The 20718-nt window shown below is 36.2% G+C and carries 22 protein-coding genes; 11 read left to right on the forward strand and 11 right to left on the reverse strand.

Features of this window, described 5'->3' with window-relative positions; translation table 11 throughout:
* Window positions 1-133: 133 nt before the first annotated feature.
* Genes BLT04_RS00355 through BLT04_RS00370 form a run of 4 tightly spaced genes read right to left on the reverse strand, consistent with a single transcriptional unit; the run spans window position 134 to window position 2219 of the window.
* On the reverse strand, window positions 134-499 hold the full coding sequence (locus BLT04_RS00355; protein ID WP_089752564.1) for a cupin domain-containing protein: 366 nt from the start codon (window positions 497-499) through the stop codon (window positions 134-136).
* An 11-nt stretch (window positions 500-510) separates the two neighbouring features.
* The gene (locus BLT04_RS00360; protein ID WP_089752566.1) at window positions 511-1026 is read right to left on the reverse strand and encodes a GNAT family N-acetyltransferase; all 516 of its coding nucleotides are present in this window, start codon (window positions 1024-1026) and stop codon (window positions 511-513) included.
* Between the two features lie 46 nt (window positions 1027-1072).
* Window positions 1073-1678, reverse strand: coding sequence for a DUF2911 domain-containing protein (locus BLT04_RS00365; protein ID WP_089752567.1), 606 nt, complete (start codon window positions 1676-1678; stop codon window positions 1073-1075).
* A 28-nt stretch (window positions 1679-1706) separates the two neighbouring features.
* Window positions 1707-2219 carry a methylated-DNA--[protein]-cysteine S-methyltransferase gene (locus BLT04_RS00370; RefSeq protein WP_089754146.1) on the reverse strand — a complete coding sequence of 171 codons (513 nt, stop codon included), beginning with the start codon at window positions 2217-2219 and terminating at the stop codon, window positions 1707-1709.
* Between the two features lie 398 nt (window positions 2220-2617).
* On the opposite strand from BLT04_RS00370, the gene fucP reads away from it, so the two are divergent.
* The 10 genes from fucP (at window position 2618) to BLT04_RS19155 (ending at window position 10332) form a co-directional block, all read left to right on the forward strand.
* A complete protein-coding gene (gene fucP, locus BLT04_RS00375) occupies window positions 2618-3898 on the forward strand; it encodes an L-fucose:H+ symporter permease (RefSeq protein ID WP_089752569.1) in 1281 nt (426 codons plus the stop codon).
* An 18-nt stretch (window positions 3899-3916) separates the two neighbouring features.
* Window positions 3917-5557, forward strand: a complete 1641-nt coding sequence (locus tag BLT04_RS00380; RefSeq protein ID WP_089752571.1) for a UxaA family hydrolase — start codon at window positions 3917-3919, stop codon at window positions 5555-5557.
* A gap of 81 nt (window positions 5558-5638) precedes the next feature.
* Window positions 5639-6403 carry an SDR family NAD(P)-dependent oxidoreductase gene (locus BLT04_RS00385; RefSeq protein ID WP_089752573.1) on the forward strand — a complete coding sequence of 255 codons (765 nt, stop codon included), beginning with the start codon at window positions 5639-5641 and terminating at the stop codon, window positions 6401-6403.
* A 281-nt stretch (window positions 6404-6684) separates the two neighbouring features.
* Window positions 6685-7536: a fumarylacetoacetate hydrolase family protein gene (locus BLT04_RS00390; protein WP_089752575.1), complete on the forward strand. Its 852-nt coding sequence runs from the start codon at window positions 6685-6687 to the stop codon at window positions 7534-7536.
* Entirely contained in the window at window positions 7533-7862 is a 330-nt protein-coding gene (locus BLT04_RS00395) for an L-rhamnose mutarotase (RefSeq protein WP_089752577.1), read from the forward strand. Before BLT04_RS00390 ends, BLT04_RS00395 begins: the two co-directional genes overlap by 4 nt.
* A 27-nt stretch (window positions 7863-7889) precedes the next feature.
* Window positions 7890-8714: an amidohydrolase family protein gene (locus BLT04_RS00400; protein WP_089752580.1), complete on the forward strand. Its 825-nt coding sequence runs from the start codon at window positions 7890-7892 to the stop codon at window positions 8712-8714.
* A gap of 168 nt (window positions 8715-8882) precedes the next feature.
* Window positions 8883-9665, forward strand: a complete 783-nt coding sequence (locus BLT04_RS00405; protein WP_089752582.1) for an L-fucose dehydrogenase — start codon at window positions 8883-8885, stop codon at window positions 9663-9665.
* A gap of 128 nt (window positions 9666-9793) precedes the next feature.
* Entirely contained in the window at window positions 9794-10048 is a 255-nt protein-coding gene (locus BLT04_RS00410) for a hypothetical protein (protein ID WP_089752584.1), read from the forward strand.
* Window positions 10038-10205, forward strand: coding sequence for a hypothetical protein (locus tag BLT04_RS18820; protein WP_170828400.1), 168 nt, complete (start codon window positions 10038-10040; stop codon window positions 10203-10205). The genes BLT04_RS00410 and BLT04_RS18820 overlap by 11 nt, the downstream gene beginning before the upstream one ends.
* Complete coding sequence (locus BLT04_RS19155; protein ID WP_394331107.1) at window positions 10198-10332, forward strand: type II toxin-antitoxin system RelE/ParE family toxin; 135 nt, start codon at window positions 10198-10200, stop codon at window positions 10330-10332. The genes BLT04_RS18820 and BLT04_RS19155 overlap by 8 nt, the downstream gene beginning before the upstream one ends.
* A 47-nt stretch (window positions 10333-10379) precedes the next feature.
* Here the strand turns inward: BLT04_RS19155 and carB are convergent, their stop codons facing one another.
* The 4 genes from carB to BLT04_RS00435 all read right to left on the reverse strand — a co-directional run bounded on the left by carB (window position 10380) and on the right by BLT04_RS00435 (window position 16349).
* Complete coding sequence (carB, locus tag BLT04_RS00420; RefSeq protein ID WP_089752585.1) at window positions 10380-13559, reverse strand: carbamoyl-phosphate synthase large subunit; 3180 nt, start codon at window positions 13557-13559, stop codon at window positions 10380-10382.
* Between the two features lie 174 nt (window positions 13560-13733).
* Window positions 13734-14180, reverse strand: coding sequence for an IS200/IS605 family transposase (tnpA, locus tag BLT04_RS00425; protein WP_089752587.1), 447 nt, complete (start codon window positions 14178-14180; stop codon window positions 13734-13736).
* Window positions 14181-14204: 24 nt separating this feature from the next.
* A complete protein-coding gene (locus BLT04_RS00430) occupies window positions 14205-15290 on the reverse strand; it encodes a carbamoyl phosphate synthase small subunit (RefSeq protein WP_089752589.1) in 1086 nt (361 codons plus the stop codon).
* A 168-nt stretch (window positions 15291-15458) separates the two neighbouring features.
* The gene (locus BLT04_RS00435; protein ID WP_089752591.1) at window positions 15459-16349 is read right to left on the reverse strand and encodes an aspartate carbamoyltransferase catalytic subunit; all 891 of its coding nucleotides are present in this window, start codon (window positions 16347-16349) and stop codon (window positions 15459-15461) included.
* A gap of 244 nt (window positions 16350-16593) precedes the next feature.
* Between BLT04_RS00435 and BLT04_RS00440 the strand changes: the two genes are divergently transcribed.
* On the forward strand, window positions 16594-17055 hold the full coding sequence (locus BLT04_RS00440) for an Lrp/AsnC family transcriptional regulator (protein WP_089752593.1): 462 nt from the start codon (window positions 16594-16596) through the stop codon (window positions 17053-17055).
* A gap of 147 nt (window positions 17056-17202) precedes the next feature.
* Here BLT04_RS00440 and argH read toward each other — a convergent pair whose 3' ends face one another.
* From argH to argB, 3 genes are all read right to left on the reverse strand, one after another.
* On the reverse strand, window positions 17203-18507 hold the full coding sequence (gene argH / locus BLT04_RS00445; RefSeq protein WP_089752595.1) for an argininosuccinate lyase: 1305 nt from the start codon (window positions 18505-18507) through the stop codon (window positions 17203-17205).
* Between the two features lie 272 nt (window positions 18508-18779).
* Window positions 18780-19862 carry a M20 family metallo-hydrolase gene (locus BLT04_RS00450; RefSeq protein WP_089752597.1) on the reverse strand — a complete coding sequence of 361 codons (1083 nt, stop codon included), beginning with the start codon at window positions 19860-19862 and terminating at the stop codon, window positions 18780-18782.
* Window positions 19837-20631, reverse strand: coding sequence for an acetylglutamate kinase (gene argB, locus BLT04_RS00455; protein WP_089752599.1), 795 nt, complete (start codon window positions 20629-20631; stop codon window positions 19837-19839). Before argB ends, BLT04_RS00450 begins: the two co-directional genes overlap by 26 nt.
* Window positions 20632-20718 lie beyond the last annotated feature (87 nt).

A 20718-nucleotide genomic window follows, 5' to 3' on the forward strand; every position in this document is an offset into this window, starting at 1 on the left:
AAAACCTCAAATTATTGAAGTTTTTTATTTTAACTGATTCACTGCAGCCCCAATTTGAAACACTGGAAAATTCATCATCAATATATCAAATGAAAGAATTTTTTTCACATTTTGGGCAAATTTAAGTTGCCGATTAATTCTCCTCTTCCCTATTCACCAACTCCATTGAAAATGCAGGGAGACAGATTGCAATATATTCACAAGGTTCTGAAAACGGATTGCTGTAGCGTACCCGAGCTCCTTTTTCAACCAAAATACTTTGTCCTTTTTCTAAAATAACAACTTCGCCGTCAATTTCAAATTGCTTTTTACCGGAAACAATAATGGTAAATTCGTCAAACTGTGGAGTCTGATGAGGCTCGCTCCAATCTGGCGGTGCAACCATGTGAGCGATTGAAATATTTGAATTTTGGGTAGAATTTCCCCAATGCTCTTCGATTAATTTTCCATCGGTTGTCGGAACTACAAATGGTGATTTTTGGATTTTAAATTTTTTCATATTGATATGGTTTATTTTTTTATTTCATACACGAAATTAGTTCTCGTCGGTTCGCCGAAATAGGCTACTTCTTCTTCCGCAATTTTCTGTCCGCCAAGTCTTTCCATCGCAATTTGTGAACGGAAATTTTCTTTTCCGATATGAAAATGAACCGTATCGACAAACTGGAAAATATAGTCCAGCATTAATTTCTTAATCTTCGGATTAATCCCTTTTCCCCAGGATTTTGTCCCGTAAAAAGTATATCCTATAAAAATGCTGTTTTTATTTTCGTCAAAATCATAAAAACGGGTACTTCCCAAGACATTTCCGGAGACTTTTTCTACGATTTTAAAAGCACCTTTGCTTTCCATTGCGCCTTTGAAAAAGTTTTCAAAAACTTCTCTTTTGTAGCGGTCTTTGTTAGGATGCTGTTCCCAGACTTCCGGATCGGAAGCCACTTCGTATAAAGACTCAAAATCCCCTTGCTGTAAGGGGATTAATTGGTATTCCTGATTTTCTAAAACAGGTTGAATAGAAAAATTCATCTGTATTAATTATTTTTTTAAGTCGATGAAATCTATGATTTCATTCTTAGCTTTTTGCTTTTGCAGCGTCAGATTCTATTTTTTTGATTTCCTTTAATTTGTCAGCAATTTTAGTGACTGCTTCAGGGCTTGAAGGCTTTAAAGCTACCTCAGCCTGAGCCATATCCCACTTCAATACAAGATTTGCAGAATTTTCACCTGTCGGGTTTAATGTAATTTCAAACCATTCCTGTTTGTCTGCCAACTTATTAACAGGCACGGTAACGTCTACCACATCCTGTTTTGGGTCATAAGTGTAAGCGCCCCACTGCTGGAAATCTTTATTTAGGATCACTTTCCATTCTTTTTCTGTAGGAACGATGAAAAGTCCGTAAGTTCCTGCAGGAACTATCTTTCCGCCGAAATTAACTGCCTGACCGAATGTAACTTTTGTAGATGAATTCGCTCCCGCTCTCCAAACCTGTCCGTAAGGCACCAGTTCACCAAAAATTTTACGTCCTTTTACGCCCGGTCTTCCGTAATCGATCGTAATTTTAGACATTGAAAACTGTTGCTCAACCTTCTGACGCGGGCTCGCTGCCGGGACAGAATAATCTTGTGCAAAACTTAAAACTGAAGCAGATATGCAAAGTGCAAATAGTAATTTTTTCACGTGTAAATTTTTGTTTAAAAATACGAAATCAAAACAAAATGGCCTTCTCCAATTCCAATAATTTTTGCTTTCTCCAGATTCCGCCTGCGTAGCCGACCAATTCGCCATTTGACCCGATTACACGATGACAAGGGATTAAAATGGCAATTTTATTAATTCCGTTTGCCGTTCCGACAGCCCGGATTGCTTTAAGATTTCCTAATTTTTCAGACTGTTGCTTATACGTTCTGATCTCTCCCATGGGAATTTCTCTCAATAATTGCCAGACTTTTTCCTGAAATTCAGTTCCGGTGATGAATAATGGAACTTCGAATCTTTCTCTTTTACCTTCAAAATACTCTTTTAATTCTTTTTTAAGCTGAATAAAATGATGGTGCTCTTTTTCAACAATTTCGACATTTAAACTTTTAGATAAAGACTTGAATTGTTTTTCCATATTTTTTCTGTCGGTGAACTCCAGCAGACAAATCCCTTCGTCAACGGCACACGCAAACATATCTCCTAGCGGAGTTTGTATGGTTGTAAGGTGTATGATTTCCATTGAATTAAAATTAATAACTTCTTCAATCAAAAACAAAGATTTAAAATAAATTTTAACTTAATCCCATATTTTAAGAATAAAATAAAATCTCTGAAATTTCTTCTGTCTTGAACAATCAAAATTGTAACAAATAGAAAACAAAATAATAAATTCTCAACAAATTGACAGTTTATTTAAACTATCTTGTACCATCCTGTACGATCAATTTTTTATTCGGAAAATTTTTATATTTTTAAAAAGTGGGAAATATCCAGGCTAAGAAATTAATAACAAGTTAAAAAAGTTATGCAATCGATTAACCTGTATTAAATTTTTTCTGAAAATAATAAAAACAGATTAAAATACACCATCAAATGCGATAAGATCATGGAATACAAATTTCATAAATAATATAACTAATGAATAATACCCAACCCGGAAATTCGTTTTCTTCTTCTTCAAAAAAGAAAAATTACTACTTTCCTTTAATTCTTATAACGAGCTTATTTTTCTTTTGGGGATTTATCCATAATCTTGATCCGATCTTAATCAAGCATTTGCGAAGTGCTTTTCATCTGAATCATTTTCAGGCTTCTTTGGTAGATTCATCTGTTTTTGCAGCCTACTTTTTACTGGCCATTCCCGCCGGTATGATTATTCAGAAATATGGTTACAAAACCGGAATTTTGGTGGGTTTGTTCTTTTTCGCGGCAGGATGTTTTCTGTTTGTTCCGGCAGCCAATACAATCAGCTATCCCTTTTTTCTGGGGGCTCTTTTTATCCTGTCATGTGGTCTTGCCATTCTCGAAACAGCAGCAAATCCTTATATTACCGTTTTAGGCGCACCTGAAAAGGCAACCCAAAGATTAAACTTTGCCCAGTCTTTTAACGGTTTGGCAGCTTCCATTGCCCCTATTGTTGGCGGAATTTTTATTCTAAGTGAAGAACCGAAATCACAGCAAGAGCTTGCCGGACTTGATCAGGCTGCAAAACAGGCCTACATTCACGCAGAAACCTCATTGGTAAAAGGTCCATACATCATTTTAGGACTAATTATTTTATTGGTGATGTTTTTATTTTTATTGGTAAAACTACCGGAGGTAACAGAAAATAAAGAAAAATCAACAAAAAGTTTTCTACAGGTTTTAGGCGTAAAAAATGTCGGATGGGGCGTTCTTGCACAGTTTTTTTATATCGGTGCACAAATTTATGTTTTCAGTTTTCTCTTGGTTTTTGCCGAAGATGCAGTCAATATGAAAGGTCAGGAAGCTAAATATTATGCGGGTGTAGCAGGATTTTTATTCATGGTCGGGCGTTTTGCAGGAACTTTTTTTATGAAATACATTTCACCACAGAAATTATTGAGAATTTACAGTATAATCAGTATCATTCTCAGTCTCTGGGTGATTGCTGGATCAGGAATTTCAACATTATATGCACTGGTTGCGCTTACCTTTTTTATGTCAATTATGTTTCCGACGATTTTTGCCTTAGGAATTGAAGGGGCAGAATCTGACACCAAGCCAGCCTCTAGCTTATTAATCATGTCCATTGTCGGAGGTGCTATCATACCACCGATAGCAAGTAAAATTACAGATATTTCAGGGAATATTCATTTTTCTTATGTTGTTCCTTTAGTATGTTTTATCATCGTTTTTCTGTTTTCATTAAGATTCAGAAATAAAAAAATCTCATCATAATAAATGTAGAAGCTTAAAATGAGCAATTTAATTTTAAAAATAAATCAAAAAGACAATGTTTTGGTCGCTTTGCAGGATATTCCGGCAGAAACCGAAATTATTTTTGAAGGAGTTACCTACACAACTTTAGAAGCTATCCCCGCGAAACATAAATTCTTCATGAATGACATGAAACAAGGAGACGAAATCTTTATGTATGGTGTTTTGGTAGGTAAAGTACAGTACGATCTCGCAGCGGGAATCCGAATGACGACAGATAACACAAAACACGCTGCCGAACCTTACTACTACCGTGATGTTGATTATCACTGGACAAAACCCGATGTGTCAAGATTTCTACATAAAACTTTTAAAGGCTATCACCGTTCAAATGGCGATGTGGGTACGGCAAATTATTGGCTTTTTATCCCTACCGTTTTTTGTGAAAACCGTAATCTTGATATTATTAAAGAATCCTTGTATAATGAATTGGGATACGCGGTGGATGCAAAATACAAAAGCTACACTCACCAACTGGTAGAAGCTATTTCAAAAGGAGAAAATTTGGATGATATTAATTTTTCACCCTCCAATATTCCTGCAAAAGACAGAGTTTTTAAAAATGTAGACGGCATTAAATTTCTCAATCACACAGGTGGTTGCGGTGGAACAAGACAGGATGCAGATACGCTCAGCAAACTTTTGGCAGCTTATGCAGATCATCCAAATGTCGCAGGAATCACTTTGTTAAGTTTGGGATGTCAACATCTTCAGATTGATAATTTTAAAAAGGATCTATACAATCGAAATCCCGATTTTGATAAACCTTTACTCGTTTTTGAACAGCAAAAGGCAGTAAGTGAAGAAACCATGATCAAGAATGCCATTTTTGAAACCCTGAAAGGTCTTTTAGAAATCAATAAAATTGAACGTGAAGATGCACCGATAAGTAAACTTTGTGTAGGTGTAAAATGTGGCGGAAGCGACGGGTTTAGCGGTATTTCAGCCAATCCGGCTGTTGGACATCTTGCCGATATCCTTTCGGTGTTGGGAGCTAAAGTGTTATTGGCCGAGTTTCCGGAACTATGTGGTGTCGAACAGGAATTAATAGATCGGTCTGTAGATCGACCAACTGCAGAAAAATTCATCAAGTTGATGACAGAATATGATGAACTTGCCCATGCAGTCGGTTCAGGGTTTTATATGAATCCTTCACCGGGAAATATTAAAGATGGACTCATCACAGATGCCATAAAATCCGCAGGCGCCGCGAAAAAAGGAGGTTCTGCCCCTGTTGTAGATGTTTTGGATTATACAGAACCTGCAACCAAACCAGGATTAAGCCTTGTCTGCACACCGGGAAATGACGTGGAAGCGACCACAGGAAAAGCGGCTTCAGGGGCAACTTTAATTCTGTTTACAACAGGTTTGGGTACACCGACAGGAAATCCGGTTTGCCCCGTTATCAAAGTGGCTACCAATACGGTTTTAGCAACAAAAATGTCGGATATTATTGATATTGATACGGGTGCGGTTGTTCGTGGTGAAAAAACCATTCAGGAAATGGGAGAAGATATTTTGGATTTCTGTATCGAAGTTGCCAGTGGAAATATCATTCCTAAAGCTGTAGCATTGAATCAGGATGATTTCATTCCCTGGAAAAGAGGAGTGAGTCTTTAAGAAAGTAAATCTTAATCTTTTAATCTTTTAATCTTTTAATCTTTTAATCTTTTAATCTTTTAATCTTTTAATTAAATAAAAATGTTTTCTTTAAAAAATAAAAAAGCAGTCGTAACGGGCGGCGGAAGCGGAATCGGACAAGCGATTGCGGTTCAGCTCGCAGCCAGTGGTGCAGAAGTTCACATTCTCGAAATAACAGAACAAAACGGACAAGAAACTTTGGAAAAAATACAATCTTCCGGAGGAAATGCAACAGTGTATGCCTGTGATGTTTCAAAACAGAAAGATGTTTTAGCCGTTTTCGAACAGATTGGAGCGATCAATATTCTTGTCAATAATGCCGGAATTGCGCACATTGGAAAAGCAGACACCACTTCAGAAGAAGATTTCGACAAAATTTATAATGTCAATATTAAAGGAGTTTATAATTGTCTATTTGCGGCGATTCCGCACATTAGAAAATCAGGAGGCGGTGTTATCATTAATATGGCTTCCATTGCTGCATTGGTGGGAATTCCTGACCGTTTTGCATACAGTACAGCAAAAGGTGCTGTGAAAGCAATGACAATGAGTGTTGCTAAGGATTACATATCTGAAAATATCCGTTGTAACTCTATTTCTCCGGCGCGGGTACATACGCCTTTTGTAGATGGATTTTTAAAGAATAATTATCCCGACAACATCGAAGAAATGTTTGAAAAATTATCAAAAACACAACCCATCGGAAGAATGGCTCAGCCTGAGGAAGTTGCTTCATTAGCATTATATTTATGCAGTGATGAAGCTTCATTTATTACGGGTGTAGATTATCCTATCGACGGTGGTTTTACAACTTTGAATAATTAAAAATAAACTATTTGTTATTTTCTTTAACACAATGCTCGCAAAGATTATAAAATTTAAACTTAAAAATTACGATCGCAAAGGCGTTTCACTCAGCGAATGATAGCAATATCCTTGTGTTAAAATTTTAACAGTATAATTAAAGTAAATATAAGAATCAGTTATCATTCGCTGAGTGAAACGCCTTTGCGAACGAAAAATACACATAATAATATTAAAAAAAATCTTTGCGAACTTTGCGTTAAAATTAATTTAGACATTTAAAACAGGCAAAAAAATTAAAAATGAAATTAATAAAATTCGGAAAACCTGGACAAGAAAAACCGGGAGTAATTATCGGCGAGAAAAGATATGATGTTTCCCATCTGGTAAAAGATTACGATGAAAACTTTTTCTCCGATGATGCTATAGAAAATTTAAAAGCAGAAATAAATACGCAGAATCTACCTGAAATTTCTGCTGATGAAAGGCTGGGTGCTCCTTTAGCTAGACCATCCAAAATTATCTGTGTCGGACTGAATTATAAAGATCACGCCGCCGAAACCAACGCTCCGATTCCGCAGGAACCTATTTTGTTTTTTAAGGCTACAACGGCAATTGTTGGTCCAAATGATAATTTGATTATTCCTAAAACCAGTACAAAAACCGACTGGGAAGTTGAATTAGCCATCGTTATCGGAAAAAAAGCAAGCTATGTTTCTGAGGAAAATGCGCTTGAACACGTTGCAGGTTACGTTTTGCATAACGATTATAGTGAAAGAGCCTTTCAACTGGAAAGAAACGGACAATGGGTAAAAGGAAAAAGCTGTGATACTTTTGCACCACTCGGTCCTTTCATTGCAACGCCGGACGAAATTGAAGATGTTCATAATCTACGTTTATGGCTGAAAGTTAACGGACAAATGCTGCAAGACGGAAGTACTTCCAATCTGATTTTTGATGTCCCTTTTATGATAAGTTATATCAGTCAGTTTATGACTTTGCTTCCGGGGGATGTTATCAGTACAGGAACGCCTGCTGGTGTAGGTTTGGGGCAAAAACCTGAGCCTTGGTATCTGAAATCGGGTGATGTAGTAGAATTAGGAATTGACGGTTTGGGAAGCAGTACTCAAAAAGTAAAAGCGTACGGAGAATGAAAAAATATTGTCTCGCTCTCGACTTGATTGATGATTCTGAATTGATTGCAGAATACGAAAAGTATCATGAAAATATCTGGCCGGAGGTCAAACAAAGTATTTTGAATTCGGGAATTATAAATATGGAGATTTATCGTATTCAGAACCGATTGTTTATGATGGTGGAAGCAGATGGAAATTTTTCTTTAGAAGCTAAAAATGAAGCCGATAAAAACAATTCAAAGGTTCAGGAATGGGAAGAATTGATGTGGAAATTTCAACAGCAGTTACCCAATTCTAAACCGGGAGAAAAATGGCAATTGATGGATAAAATATTTTCATTATAAATTTCATTTTAGAGAAAATTATTAAAAATGATTATTGATTCTCACGTACATTTTTGGAGATTTGATCCGATCCGGGATGCCTGGATTACAAAAGCTATGACCGCAATCCGGAAAGACTTTCTACCGGAAGATTTTTCTTTATATTTAAATGAAAACCATATTGAAGGCTGCATTGCAGTTCAGGCTGATCAAAGTGATGAAGAAACGGCTTTTTTGGTTAATTTAGCGAAAGAAAATCCTTTTATTAAGGGCATTGTCGGCTGGATTGATTTAACTTCTGACAAGCTTGAACAGTCACTTCAAAACTATCAGTCTGAAAAATTGATTAAAGGTTTCAGACATATCGCTGAGGGAGAAGAAATTGGTTTTTTACTTCAAAAAAATGTGCTTAACGGAATTTCTGCACTTCACAAATATAATTATACTTTTGATATTTTGTTAAGACAGGATCAGCTTTCTGATGCAGTAAAACTTTCGGAAAAATTACCCGATCAACCATTTATCCTGGATCATTGTGGAAAACCGGATCTTACAACCAATGATTTTAAGGACTGGAAATCTAATGTTTCTGAACTTGCTCAAAATCCTAATATCTATTGCAAAATTTCGGGACTTTTAACCCAAGGAAATTGGAATAATATTGAGGAAAAAACAATTTTTGAAATTTTGGATTTTATTTTTTCACAGTTTGGAATTAAGCGTGTAGTTTTCGGAAGTGATTGGCCTGTGATGTTATTAGGAGGAAATTATGCTTTGTGGCTGGAGTTGATTTCAAAATATTTAGGACAATTTTCAAAAGAAGAACAGAAACTTTTTTTCTCAGGAAGTGCAGTGAATTTTTACAATTTATAATTTTTATTACCGCAAAAGAGACAAAAGATTAACGTGATAAAACTCTGTGGTCTTTGCTGAGTGAAATCGAAGATTCGACGTAGTCAAACGCCTTTGCGAACTTAAAAACAGCTAGTAGTCAAAAAATCTTTGCGCCCTTTGCATTAAAAAAAAACATAACCCAAAATTATGAACCTAAATCTTGACCATAAAATAATCATCGTAAGCGGCGGTGCAAAAGGCATCGGAAACGCCATTGCCAAAATCTTAGCTGAAGAAAAAGCATTGCCAATAATTATCGGCAGAAACGAAGAAGACAACAAAAAAGCCATTCAGGAAATCGAAAATCTTGGAGGAAAAGCTGATTTTGTGACTGCCGAACTTTCCCAACCCGATGAATGCAAAAAAGCCATTGAAGAAGTTGTAAAAAAATACGGAAAAATTGATGGTATTGTCAATAATGCCGGTGTAAACGATGGTATTGGTCTGGAAAATGGCTCGTATGAAGGATTCCTTGCATCATATCACAAAAATGTGGTGCATTATTACCTTTTGGTGCACCATGCTCTTCCCTATCTTAAGGAAAGCAAAGGTTCAATTGTAAATATCGGCAGCAAAACCGCAGAAACCGGACAAGGCGGAACGTCAGGCTATGCTGCAGCCAATGGTGCAAGAAATGCTTTAACAAGAGAATGGGCGGTTGAACTTTTACCTTACAGTATTCGTGTAAATGCGATTATCGTTGCAGAAGCCTGGACACCGCTTTACCAATCGTGGATTTCTACCTTCGAAAATCCCGATGAAAAACTGAAAAGCATTACCTCAAAAATCCCATTCGAAAAACGCATGACAACCTCTGAAGAAATTGCTGATATGGTAGCATTTCTTTTATCGGAAAGATCTTCGCATACAACAGGACAACTGATTCATGTAGATGGTGGTTATGTGCATTTGGATAGGAGTTTGGGGTAATTCAGGACTTTTCATTCAATTTTAATGATACTTTTTGAAATTTAGAATTAAAAAATTGATTGAAAAATTTGAAGATAATAAACTTTATCTCTTATTTAAATTTATTAACTTTGATAAAAATAAAACCAATGAGTTCTAATACATTACATATCATCAACCAAAAACTTAAGGGTGAACCGGAGGAAATCCTCAAACAAGTTTTGGGATATTTAGATGGAATTCTTGAAAATAAATCTGAAAAAGATTGGTATGAGCACAATCTAAATTACCAATTGACAGACGAGCAAAAACGCGAATTGGATACAATGGAAAATTTGACAGATGGAGATTTTATGCCCGCTGAAGAATTCCATAAAAGGATAAAGGAAAAATATGGCTTTTAAGGTTGAATATACTCTTCAAGCTGAAAATGATATCGCAAAAGCTATTGATTATTATCTTGAAGCTGCTTCCAGCAAGATTGCAAAATCCTTCTATAAAAATCTTATTAGTGCCGAAAAAAGTTTAGTTAAAATTCAGCATTTTCAAAAAAATACATAATGACTTTCACAAATTACCACTTAAAATTTTTCCTTATGTCTTAATCTATAAAATAAACAAAGAAAAAAATATTATCAGGATTTATCGTGTTTTCCATACTTCACAAAATCCAGAAAAATATCCATAAAAAAAGCGGAAGAAAAAATCTTCCGCTTTTTATTTATCTTACTTCGATTACATCGTCTCCATTTTGAAGCTCATGCTTTCGATTACTTTCAAGATCGCTTCAACCGTATCCATTGATGTTAAACAAGGAACACCGTTTTCAACACTCATTCTTCTGATCTGGAAACCGTCTCTTTCAGACTGTTTTCCTTTCGTCATGGTATTGACAACATACTGCACTTTTCCTTTTTGGATCAAGTCGATTAAGTTGACACTTTCTTCTCCGATTTTGTAGCCTATTTTACAAGGAATTCCCTGTTCTCCGAAGAATTTTGCTGTTCCTTCCGTTGCCCAGATTCTGAAACCAACCTCATGGAATCTTGCTGCTAAATCTGCCGCTTCCTGCTTGTGCTTATCAGCTACAGTAAACAAGATTGAACCGTGCATCGGCACTTTTCTTCCGGCTGCGATTAATCCTTTGTAAAGTGCTTTTTCAAGTGTTGTGTCTTTCCCCATAACCTCTCCTGTAGACTTCATTTCTGGTCCCAGAGAGATGTCAACTTTCGTTAGTTTTGAGAATGAGAAGACAGGAACTTTTACAAAGACGCCTTCTTTCTTAGGGACCAGTCCGTTTTTGTAACCTAAATCTTTCAGTTTTTGGCCTAAAATAGCTTTTGTTGCCAGATTTGCCATCGGAACTTCTGTGATTTTAGATAAGAAAGGAACTGTTCTTGATGAACGTGGATTTACCTCAATTACAAACACATTTCCTTCAAAAAGAACATACTGGATATTCATTAATCCGATCACATTCAATCCTTTAGCTAATCTTTCGGTATAATCTACCAAAGTGTCGATTTCTGCCTGAGAAACATTCTGTGGCGGATAAACTGCGATTGAATCTCCTGAGTGAACTCCGGCTCTCTCGATGTGTTCCATAATTCCAGGAATGATTACTGTTTCGCCATCGCAGATCGCATCTACTTCAACCTCTTTTCCTGTGATGTAACGGTCGATCAAAACCGGCTGATCCGGGCTTGCTTCTACCGCAAATTCCATATAATGAGCGAGTTCACTTTCTGTGTAAACAATTTCCATTGCTCTACCTCCTAAAACGTAACTTGGACGAACCAACACCGGATAGCCGATTTCGTTGGCAATTTTTATCGCTTCTTCTTTTGAAGTTGAAGTTTTTCCTAAAGGCTGAGGAATCCCAAGTTCCTGAAGAGCTTTTTCAAATTTATCTCTGTTTTCAGCTCTGTCAAGGTCTTCCAGAGAAGTTCCTAAGATCTGAACCCCGTGAGCAGCCAATTTATCTGCTAAATTGATCGCCGTCTGACCTCCGAATTGAACCACAACTCCCATTGGTTTTTCAAGATCGATGATATTCATTACATCTTCTTCCGTTAAAGGCTCGAAATATAATTTATCTGAAATCGAGAAATCTGTAGAAACTGTTTCCGGGTTATTGTTGATGATAATTGCTTCGTAACCCATCTCTTTGATCGCCCAAACCGAGTGAACTGTCGCGTAGTCAAACTCAACGCCCTGCCCGATTCTGATTGGTCCTGAACCTAAAACGATCACTTTTTGCTTATCTGAAACTACACTTTCGTTCTCTTCTTCGTAAGTTCCGTAGAAATATGGGGTTTCACTCTCAAATTCTGCGGCGCAGGTATCTACCATTTTGTAAACCGGCATTACTCCGTTTTCTTTTCTGAAGTTGAAAATCTCACGCTCTTTCACCTCCCAAAGAACTGCAATATTGATATCTGCGAAACCTAATTTTTTAGCCTGAATTAAAGTTTCCAGGTCGAATTTATTATCAGCGATCACTTTTTCGAAATCAATTAATTTCTTGATTTTCCAGATGAAGAATTTATCGATTTTACTCCATTCTACGATTTGTTCCCAATCGTAACCTCTTCTTAAAGCATCTCCGATGATGAATAACCTTTCGTCATCACAAATTCTGATTCTTCTTTCGATTTCTTCTGCTGTTAAAGCTGCAGCCTGCTTGGTTTTTAAACCGATATGTTTAATTCCGGTTTCAAGAGAACGGATGGCTTTTTGTAAAGATTCCTCGAAATTTCTTCCGATTGCCATTACTTCTCCCGTCGCTTTCATCTGCGTTGACAATCTTCTGTCTGCCGTTTCGAATTTATCGAATGGGAATCTTGGAAATTTAGTCACAACATAATCCAAAGCCGGTTCGAAACAAGCATATGTTTTACCTGTTACCGGATTCATAATTTCATCTAAAGTTAATCCTACCGCGATTTTTGCAGCGATTTTTGCAATCGGATAACCAGTTGCCTTACTTGCCAAAGCCGATGAACGGGAAACTCTCGGGTTCACCTCTATGATGTAATATTCAAATGAATGTGGATCTAAAGCCAGCTGTACGTTACATCCTCCTTCAATTCCTAGGGCTCTGATGATTTTTAAAGAAGCATTTCTCAGCATCTGATATTCTCTGTCAGAAAGCGTCTGAGAAGGTGCAACAACGATCGAGTCACCTGTGTGAACCCCAACCGGATCTATATTTTCCATGTTACAAACCACAATCGCGTTGTCGTTTGCATCACGCATTACTTCGTATTCAATTTCTTTGAAACCTGCGATTGATTTTTCGATAAGACATTGAGTAACAGGGCTGTATTTTAGACCTAATTCTGCAATTTCTTTCAATTCAGCTTCGTTGGAAGCGATTCCGCCACCTGTTCCACCCATCGTAAAGGCAGGACGAACGATTACCGGATAACCGATATCATCCGCAAACCTCAATGCCCCTTCAACCGTAGTTACGATGTCAGATTCAGGAACCGGTTCATTTAATTCTCTCATCAATTCACGAAACAAATCTCTGTCTTCCGCTCTATTGATTGCGGAAAGCTTTGTTCCCAACACTTCAACTTTACATTCTTCAAGAATTCCCGATTTTTCCAGTTCTACCGCCATGTTCAAACCTGTTTGTCCACCAAGAGTCGGTAAAAGCGCATCCGGACGTTCTTTTCTGATGATGTGACTTACAAACTGAAGTGAAATCGGCTCGATATACACTTTATCAGCGATCTCAACATCCGTCATGATCGTTGCAGGGTTTGAATTAATCAAAATAACCTTGTAGCCTTCTTCTCTCAAAGACAGACAAGCCTGCGTTCCCGCGTAATCGAATTCTGCCGCCTGACCAATGATGATAGGTCCTGAACCGATTACTAAAATTGTTTTTATGTCGTTTCTTTTCATTTTTTCTTTTTATTGTTCCATGGATTTCATCCGTGGCTATTATTGTTGAACCATTTCATGGTTCTTTTATTTCTGGGCAGCCACGAAGTGGCTGAATTTTAATAGCCGTAGGTGAAACCTATGGATTTGATAATTAACCAATTCCGACAACCCATGAAATGGGTTGAATATTATTTACCACAGATATTTTTCATCAAATTCAACTCCATGAGAGATTAGCAAATTTTTATATTCATCTTCAAAAGATTCATTTTTATGATGTTCTTTTTGATTTTTAATATAATTGATGATCGTATCCTTTTCTCTTTCAGAATAAGTAAATGCACTGTAACCACTTTGCCATTCTTCAAAATCGGGAAATAATCCGCTTTGCTTAATCCATAAGTTGCTTGAAACCTTAATATCTTTTACAAAACTGCTTAAAGAAACTGATGGGTGTAGATCTGCAAATAAATGAATATGATCAGGCATTCCATTAATCCTATAAAGTTTACAGTTTTTATTTTTCACAATTCCCCAAATGTATTTATATAGTTGATCTTCATCTTCAATATTCAACACAGGATTTCTGTGCTTTGTACTGAATACAATCTGATAATATATTTGGCGAAAAGTTGACATTTATATTTTATTTTTTTAGATAACTTACTGATTCTTCTTATTCTTAAAATCTTCCATTAAGTGGATGAAATCATCAAACAAGTAGTTTGCATCTTCTGGGCCAGGGCTTGCTTCCGGGTGATACTGAACTGAGAAGCAAGGGTGAATTTTGTGCTTCAAGCCTTCATTTGTTCTGTCGTTCAATGCGATGTGTGTTTCAACTAAATCTGTTCCTTTTAAACTTTCCTGATCAACTGCATAACCGTGATTTTGAGAAGTAATGGCTACTTTATTTTTCTCTAAATCCAAAACCGGGTGATTTCCTCCTCTGTGCCCGAATTTTAACTTGAAAGTTTTCGCTCCACAAGCCAAACCTATTAATTGATGCCCCAAACAGATTCCGAAGATCGGAACTTTTCCTAATAATCCGCGGATCATTTCCAAGGCCTGTTGATTATCTTCCGGGTCACCGGGACCGTTTGACAACATGATCCCATCTGGATCCATTAATAAAATCTCTTCTGCCGTTGTATCTTGCGAAACAACGATGATGTCGCAGTTTCTTTGAGATAACTCTCTGATAATCCCTAATTTAGAACCAAAATCCACCAATACCACCTTAAAACCTCTTCCTGGGTTTGCGTAAGGCGTTTTTGTAGAAACCTGCTCCACCTGATTGGTTGGGAAGGTTGTTGATTTTAATTCTAAAACGATTGAATTTTCATCGGCATCATCGTTTACGATTTTTCCTTTCACAACGCCGGAATTACGTAGAATTCTTGTCAGTCTTCTGGTATCGATTCCTGAAATTCCTGAAAGGTTTTTCTTTTTAAACAATTCATCTAAAGTAATCTGAGTACGAAAGTTTGACGGCAAATCACAAATTTCTTTTACAATAAGACCTTTAATAGCCGGCTCAATACTCTCATAATCATCCCTATTAATCCCATAGTTTCCGATAAGCGGATACGTCATGCAAACAATCTGACCGCAGTACGACGGGTCAGAGATCAGTTCCTGATAACCTGTCATTCCCGTATTGAAAACTACTTCTCCTGCAGTTTCCAGGTCTGCTCCGAAACCTTCTCCATGAAATACTTCACCGGATTCCAGTATTAACTTTTTCTTCATTTTTTAAATTAGATATTAGATTTTAGAAATTAGAAGTTAGACTTCTTCATTCTGTTATTTTATTCTTATTCTTTCTATTTATCAGCATGGATTTCATCCATGGCTATTGATATTTCGCCCCTTCAGGGCTCACCAAACTTTATTTTAATCTGTAAACCTGGCTCTTTCTTATTTAAAAGTATATCCATCTTTTTCAAGAGCTTCCTTTAAAATGGCCATTCTTGCGAAAACCCCGTTCTGCATTTGTTTAAAAACTCTTGAACGTTCACATTCCACTAAATCAGTGTCAATCTCAACTCCCCTGTTGATCGGCGCCGGATGCATGATGATCGCTTGTTTTTTCATTGCTTTTTCTCGCTCTTTCGTCAAACCATATTTTTTGTGGTATTCAGAAGCTGAGAAGCTCATTTTTGCGTCGTGTCTTTCGTGCTGGATTCTTAATAACATTAAAACATCCACTTCTTTAATTAATTCGTCTACAGATAAATACGTCCCGTTAATTAAAGCTCCTTCATCAAACCATTGCTCAGGCCCTGAGAAATATACTTTTGCACCTAATCTTCTTAATGCTTCTGCATTTGAATTCGCTACACGGCTGTGTTTTACATCTCCTACAATTCCTACTTTTAAGCCTTCAAACTTTCCGAATTCCTGATAAATTGTCAATAAATCCAGCATACATTGTGAAGGGTGGTTTCCTGTTCCGTCGCCACCATTTATTATCGGGATTTTAATACCTTTCAATTCATCAAAATACCGGTCTTTCTTATCTCTGATCACGACTAAGTTTACGCCTAAGCTTTCAATTGTTTTTACAGTATCATATAAGCTTTCACCTTTGTTTACCGAACTGTGAGACGCATCGAAAGGAACAACCTGTAAACCCAATTTTCTTTCGGCAATATCAAAGCTCGTTTTGGTTCTCGTACTGTCTTCAAAAAAGAGATTTGAGCAAAAAACTTCTCCTTCAATTCTGGCAGTTTTTCCGCTTGCAAAAGCCATTGCTTCTTTTACTATACTGTTGATTCTCTCTGTGCTTAGTTCTGTAATCGTAAACATAATTTCTTAATTTTTCCACAAAAAAAAAAGCGAAGAAAATATCTTCGCTTAAAATAAATAAATATCGTAAAGGGCGTCTACGCCCGGTAATTCTAATGATATAAATACTGTGTTATTCATTAGGTGCAAAGATACAACAATTTTATAAACTGACAAAACCAAAGTTTTAAATAAATTAAAAAATCTTATTCTCTATATATTTTCATTTTTAAATACTATTTTTGTTAAAACTCAAAACCTTTTTATGGATTTAAAAGACAAAATGATTCTCAGTATTATTCAGGAAGACTCGACGTTATCTGTTAAAGAAATTTCAGAAAGAATCGGTCTTACCTTTACTCCGACGTATGAACGCATCAAACAACTGGAGAAACAGGGAGTTATTGAGAAATATGTTGGTCTTCTAAATCGTGAAAAACTGGGTTTAAATATTGTCGTTTATTGCAATGTCCGTCTCAAAGAACAATCCAAGAAAGTGTTGGAAACTTTTGAGAAAAATATCATGCAACACGATGAAGTTCAGGAAATTATCAGTCTTTCCGGCGAATATGATTATATGCTGAAAATCATTGCGAAAGATATTAATTCTTATAATGATTTTACGGTGAATGTGATCTCAAATATTCCTAATATCGGGCAATATCATAGCTCTATCGTGCTTCATGAGGTAAAAAAATCTACTAAGTTTAAGATTGATTTAGCTTAATTTTTTTAAATTAACACTGAATCCTTTCTTTTATAAATTAAAGATGCTTCGACAGGCTCAGCATGACACCGCTACAAATAAATCGCTGACAAAACGGTTGGTATTAGAGATGTCATGCTGAGCTTATCGAAGCATCTAGAAAATCCATCAACCAAATAATTTGTTTTTCAATTTATTAAACTGATATTCTATTTTATCCAAGCAAAGATTTCCTATACTTCCCTGATGGGTATGATTTAGGTTTCCGATTTCAAAATCAAACTCATTATTTTCAATTTCCTGCCCTACTTTTACATACGCATCACGGAATGAGCTTCCATTTTTCACCTCTTCATTAATTTTTTCAACACTGAAAAGATATTTATACTTTTCGTCTTCCAGAATTCCATCCTTTACCTGAATATTCGGTAATGTATAACTTAAAATTTCAAGACATTCTTTCAAAGAATCAATTGCAGGGAAAAGAATTTCTTTTGTCAGCTGCATATCCCGGTGATAGCCTGAAGGAAGGTTATTCGTCAACAAAATAAACTCATTCGGCAACGATTGAATTCTGTTGCAACGCGCACGAACCAACTCAAAAATATCAGGATTTTTCTTGTGTGGCATAATGCTGCTTCCGGTTGTAAATTCCTTTGGAAAGCTTATAAAATCAAAGTTCTGACTTAAATATAAGCAAACATCATACGCAAATTTCCCTAACGTTCCTGCTAAAGTCGCCATTGCCATCGACAGCATTTTCTCTGATTTTCCACGTGTCATTTGAGCATAAACGGAATTATAATTCATCGATTGAAAACCTAAATTATACGTTGTACTTTCACGGTCAATCGGGAAAGACGAACCATAGCCCGCCGCCGAGCCCAGTGGATTTTTATTAATGATATTTTTAACCGAATAAAGCATTTCTACATCATCCAGCAATGCTTCTGCATAAGCTCCAAACCACAATCCGAAAGATGAAGGCATTGCAATCTGCAAATGGGTATAACCAGGAAGAAGAACATTTTTATGCTGATCTGCTAATTTGATTAATATTTGAAAGAATTCGTCTGTCAATGTTGTTATTTCACGGATTTCATCTAATAAATACAGTTTAATATCCAATAAAACCTGATCATTTCTTGATCTTGCTGTATGAATTTTTTTTCCTATATCTCCTAATTTTTCAATTAAAATAGATTCAACTTGCGAATGGATATCTTCCGCGTTTTTATCAATTTCAAAAATACCATCTTCAATATCCTGCAATATCGTAGCTAAGACAAAAAGGATTTTTTCCGATTCTTCTTTTGTGATAATTCCCACTTCAGCCAGCATTATGCAATGTGCAATCGAACCTTTAACATCGTATTTTGCCAGACGCTCATCAAAGTCAAGATCTTTCCCTACTGTAAATTTATTAACTAATATATTGGTAGCATTATCGTCTTTTTGCCATATTTTTTTCATATTTTTTTCTTTAAAACATTAATTTTTCTTTTGTCTTGAAACAAAAGAAACAAAAATTCAAGACTGGAAACTCCGGCTAAAAATTGAAATTGAATCCTAAAATCCCCAAAACTTGCGCGAATTCAAAATTTGTTCTTCGGTTCAAAATTAGTGTCGCGCTTCAAACAGTGGGAATTTTTAACGGATTAAATTTCAATTTTATTAACGCCTCCGTTCCCTAAGTCATTTATGCGTACTACCAACCTTCTAGCATCCCTCTCCCATCTTCCGGCCTACAAAATCTTTTCTAAAATCTTAATATAAATATCAATTCCTTCTTTTATTTCATCTATATATATGTATTCATCTGCGGTGTGGGAGCGTGTGCTGTCGCCAGGACCAAGTTTTACCGATGTACAGGGAATAATCGCCTGATCGGATGAAGTTGGCGAACCGTAAGTTGTCCTCCCGATTTCCAGACCTGCCTGCACAAAAGGATGTTCCATTTCGATTTTTGAGGAATTTAGCCTGAAAGATCTTGCCATTAAAGTTGATTTCATCTGTGACTGAATAATTTCGAATGCTTCTTGATTAGAATATTCATCGGTAACCCTTACATCCAAGGTAAAAGTGCACGACTCCGGAACTACATTATGCTGAACTCCCGCATGAATTCCCGATAACGTAATTTTAACTTCACCCAAATAATCCGAAACTTTTGGAAATTTAAAGCTTAAAATCTGCTGCAAATCTTCCATACATTTTACAATGGAGTTATCGTTATTCGGATGAGCGGCGTGAGAAGGAGTGCCTTTCATTTCCCCATCAATAACCAATAATCCCTTTTCCGCAATCGCCAGATTCATCTGCGTGGGTTCTCCTACAATGGCAAGCTCGATATTTGGTAGTTGGGGAAATAAAGCTTCAATTCCTTCAAAACCTGAAATCTCCTCCTCCGCAGTCAAAGCAATCACTAAATTATAATGTAAATCTTCTTTATCATAAAAATGTAAAAAAACCTGCGCCATCGAAACCAAAGACGCTCCCGCATCGTTACTTCCCAATCCGAACAGCTTTCCGTCTTTTTCAATTGGTAAAAACGGGTCTAAAGTGTAAGCTTTGTTTGGTTTTACCGTGTCATGATGCGTATTCAACAAAATTGACGGCTTGAAAACATCAAAATTTTTGTTCACCGCCCAAATGTTATTTTTAAAACGTTTTGTCGGAATCTGATGTTTTTTGAAAAAATTTTCAATCTCCAAAGACGTATTATATTCATCTTTGCTGAATGACGGAATCTCAATCAGCTTTTTCAACAAATCCACTGCGTTATTCAGTAATTCTTCTTTACTATAAACAGATTTCAGTTCCTGCATGATGGTTTTCTATATGGTTTTTTAGTTCGGTTTCTTTAATCAAGAATACCTTATTTACATTATTTTTTATGGCTCCAAGAGCGTTTTCCAACTTAGGAAGAATTCCTTTATGAAGTTTTCCTCCATTTTTTAATGTTGAAAATTCTTCTTCCGAAATATTTTTAATGATAGATTCCGAATTATTTACATCTTCCAAAACACCTTCTTTATCAAAACAATACAATAATTCAACATCATATTTTTCAGATAAAGCCTGAGCAATTACCGAAGCAATCGTATCTGCGTTGGTATTGAAAAGATTTCCTTTTTTGTCATGAGTGATTGCTGAAAATACCGGAACCAACTCAAGTTTAATCAATTTAGAAATCAATTTTTTATTCACGCTTTTTTTCTCAATATCTCCCACAAATCCGAAATCTATCTCCGCATGCTGTCTTTTTTTGGCTTTAATTAAATTGGCATCAGCTCCTGAAAATCCTATTGCTTTGCATTTTTTCTGCTGAAGTTTTGCTACGATATTTTTATTGATACTTCCTGCATAAACCATTGCTACAATATCCAGCGTATCTTTATCCGTGATTCTTCGTCCGTTGATCATTTTCTGTTCAACACCTAATTTATCAGCTAAAGTAGTTGCTAATTTTCCGCCTCCATGAACCAAAATTTTTCGTTCTTTAATTTCAGAAAACTGATCGAGAAACTCGTTCAATAATTCTTCATCATCGATTAATGCTCCGCCGATTTTTATGATGTATAATTTGTTTTTCATTTTTTAACCATTTAATAGGATTGCATCCTATTCTGATTTAAGTCGTCCCTTCGGGGCTTCTAGTTGATTCGCAAATCCTTGTCAAGG

Source organism: Chryseobacterium soldanellicola (assembly GCF_900100115.1).
Taxonomy (GTDB): Bacteria; Bacteroidota; Bacteroidia; order Flavobacteriales; family Weeksellaceae; genus Chryseobacterium; species Chryseobacterium soldanellicola.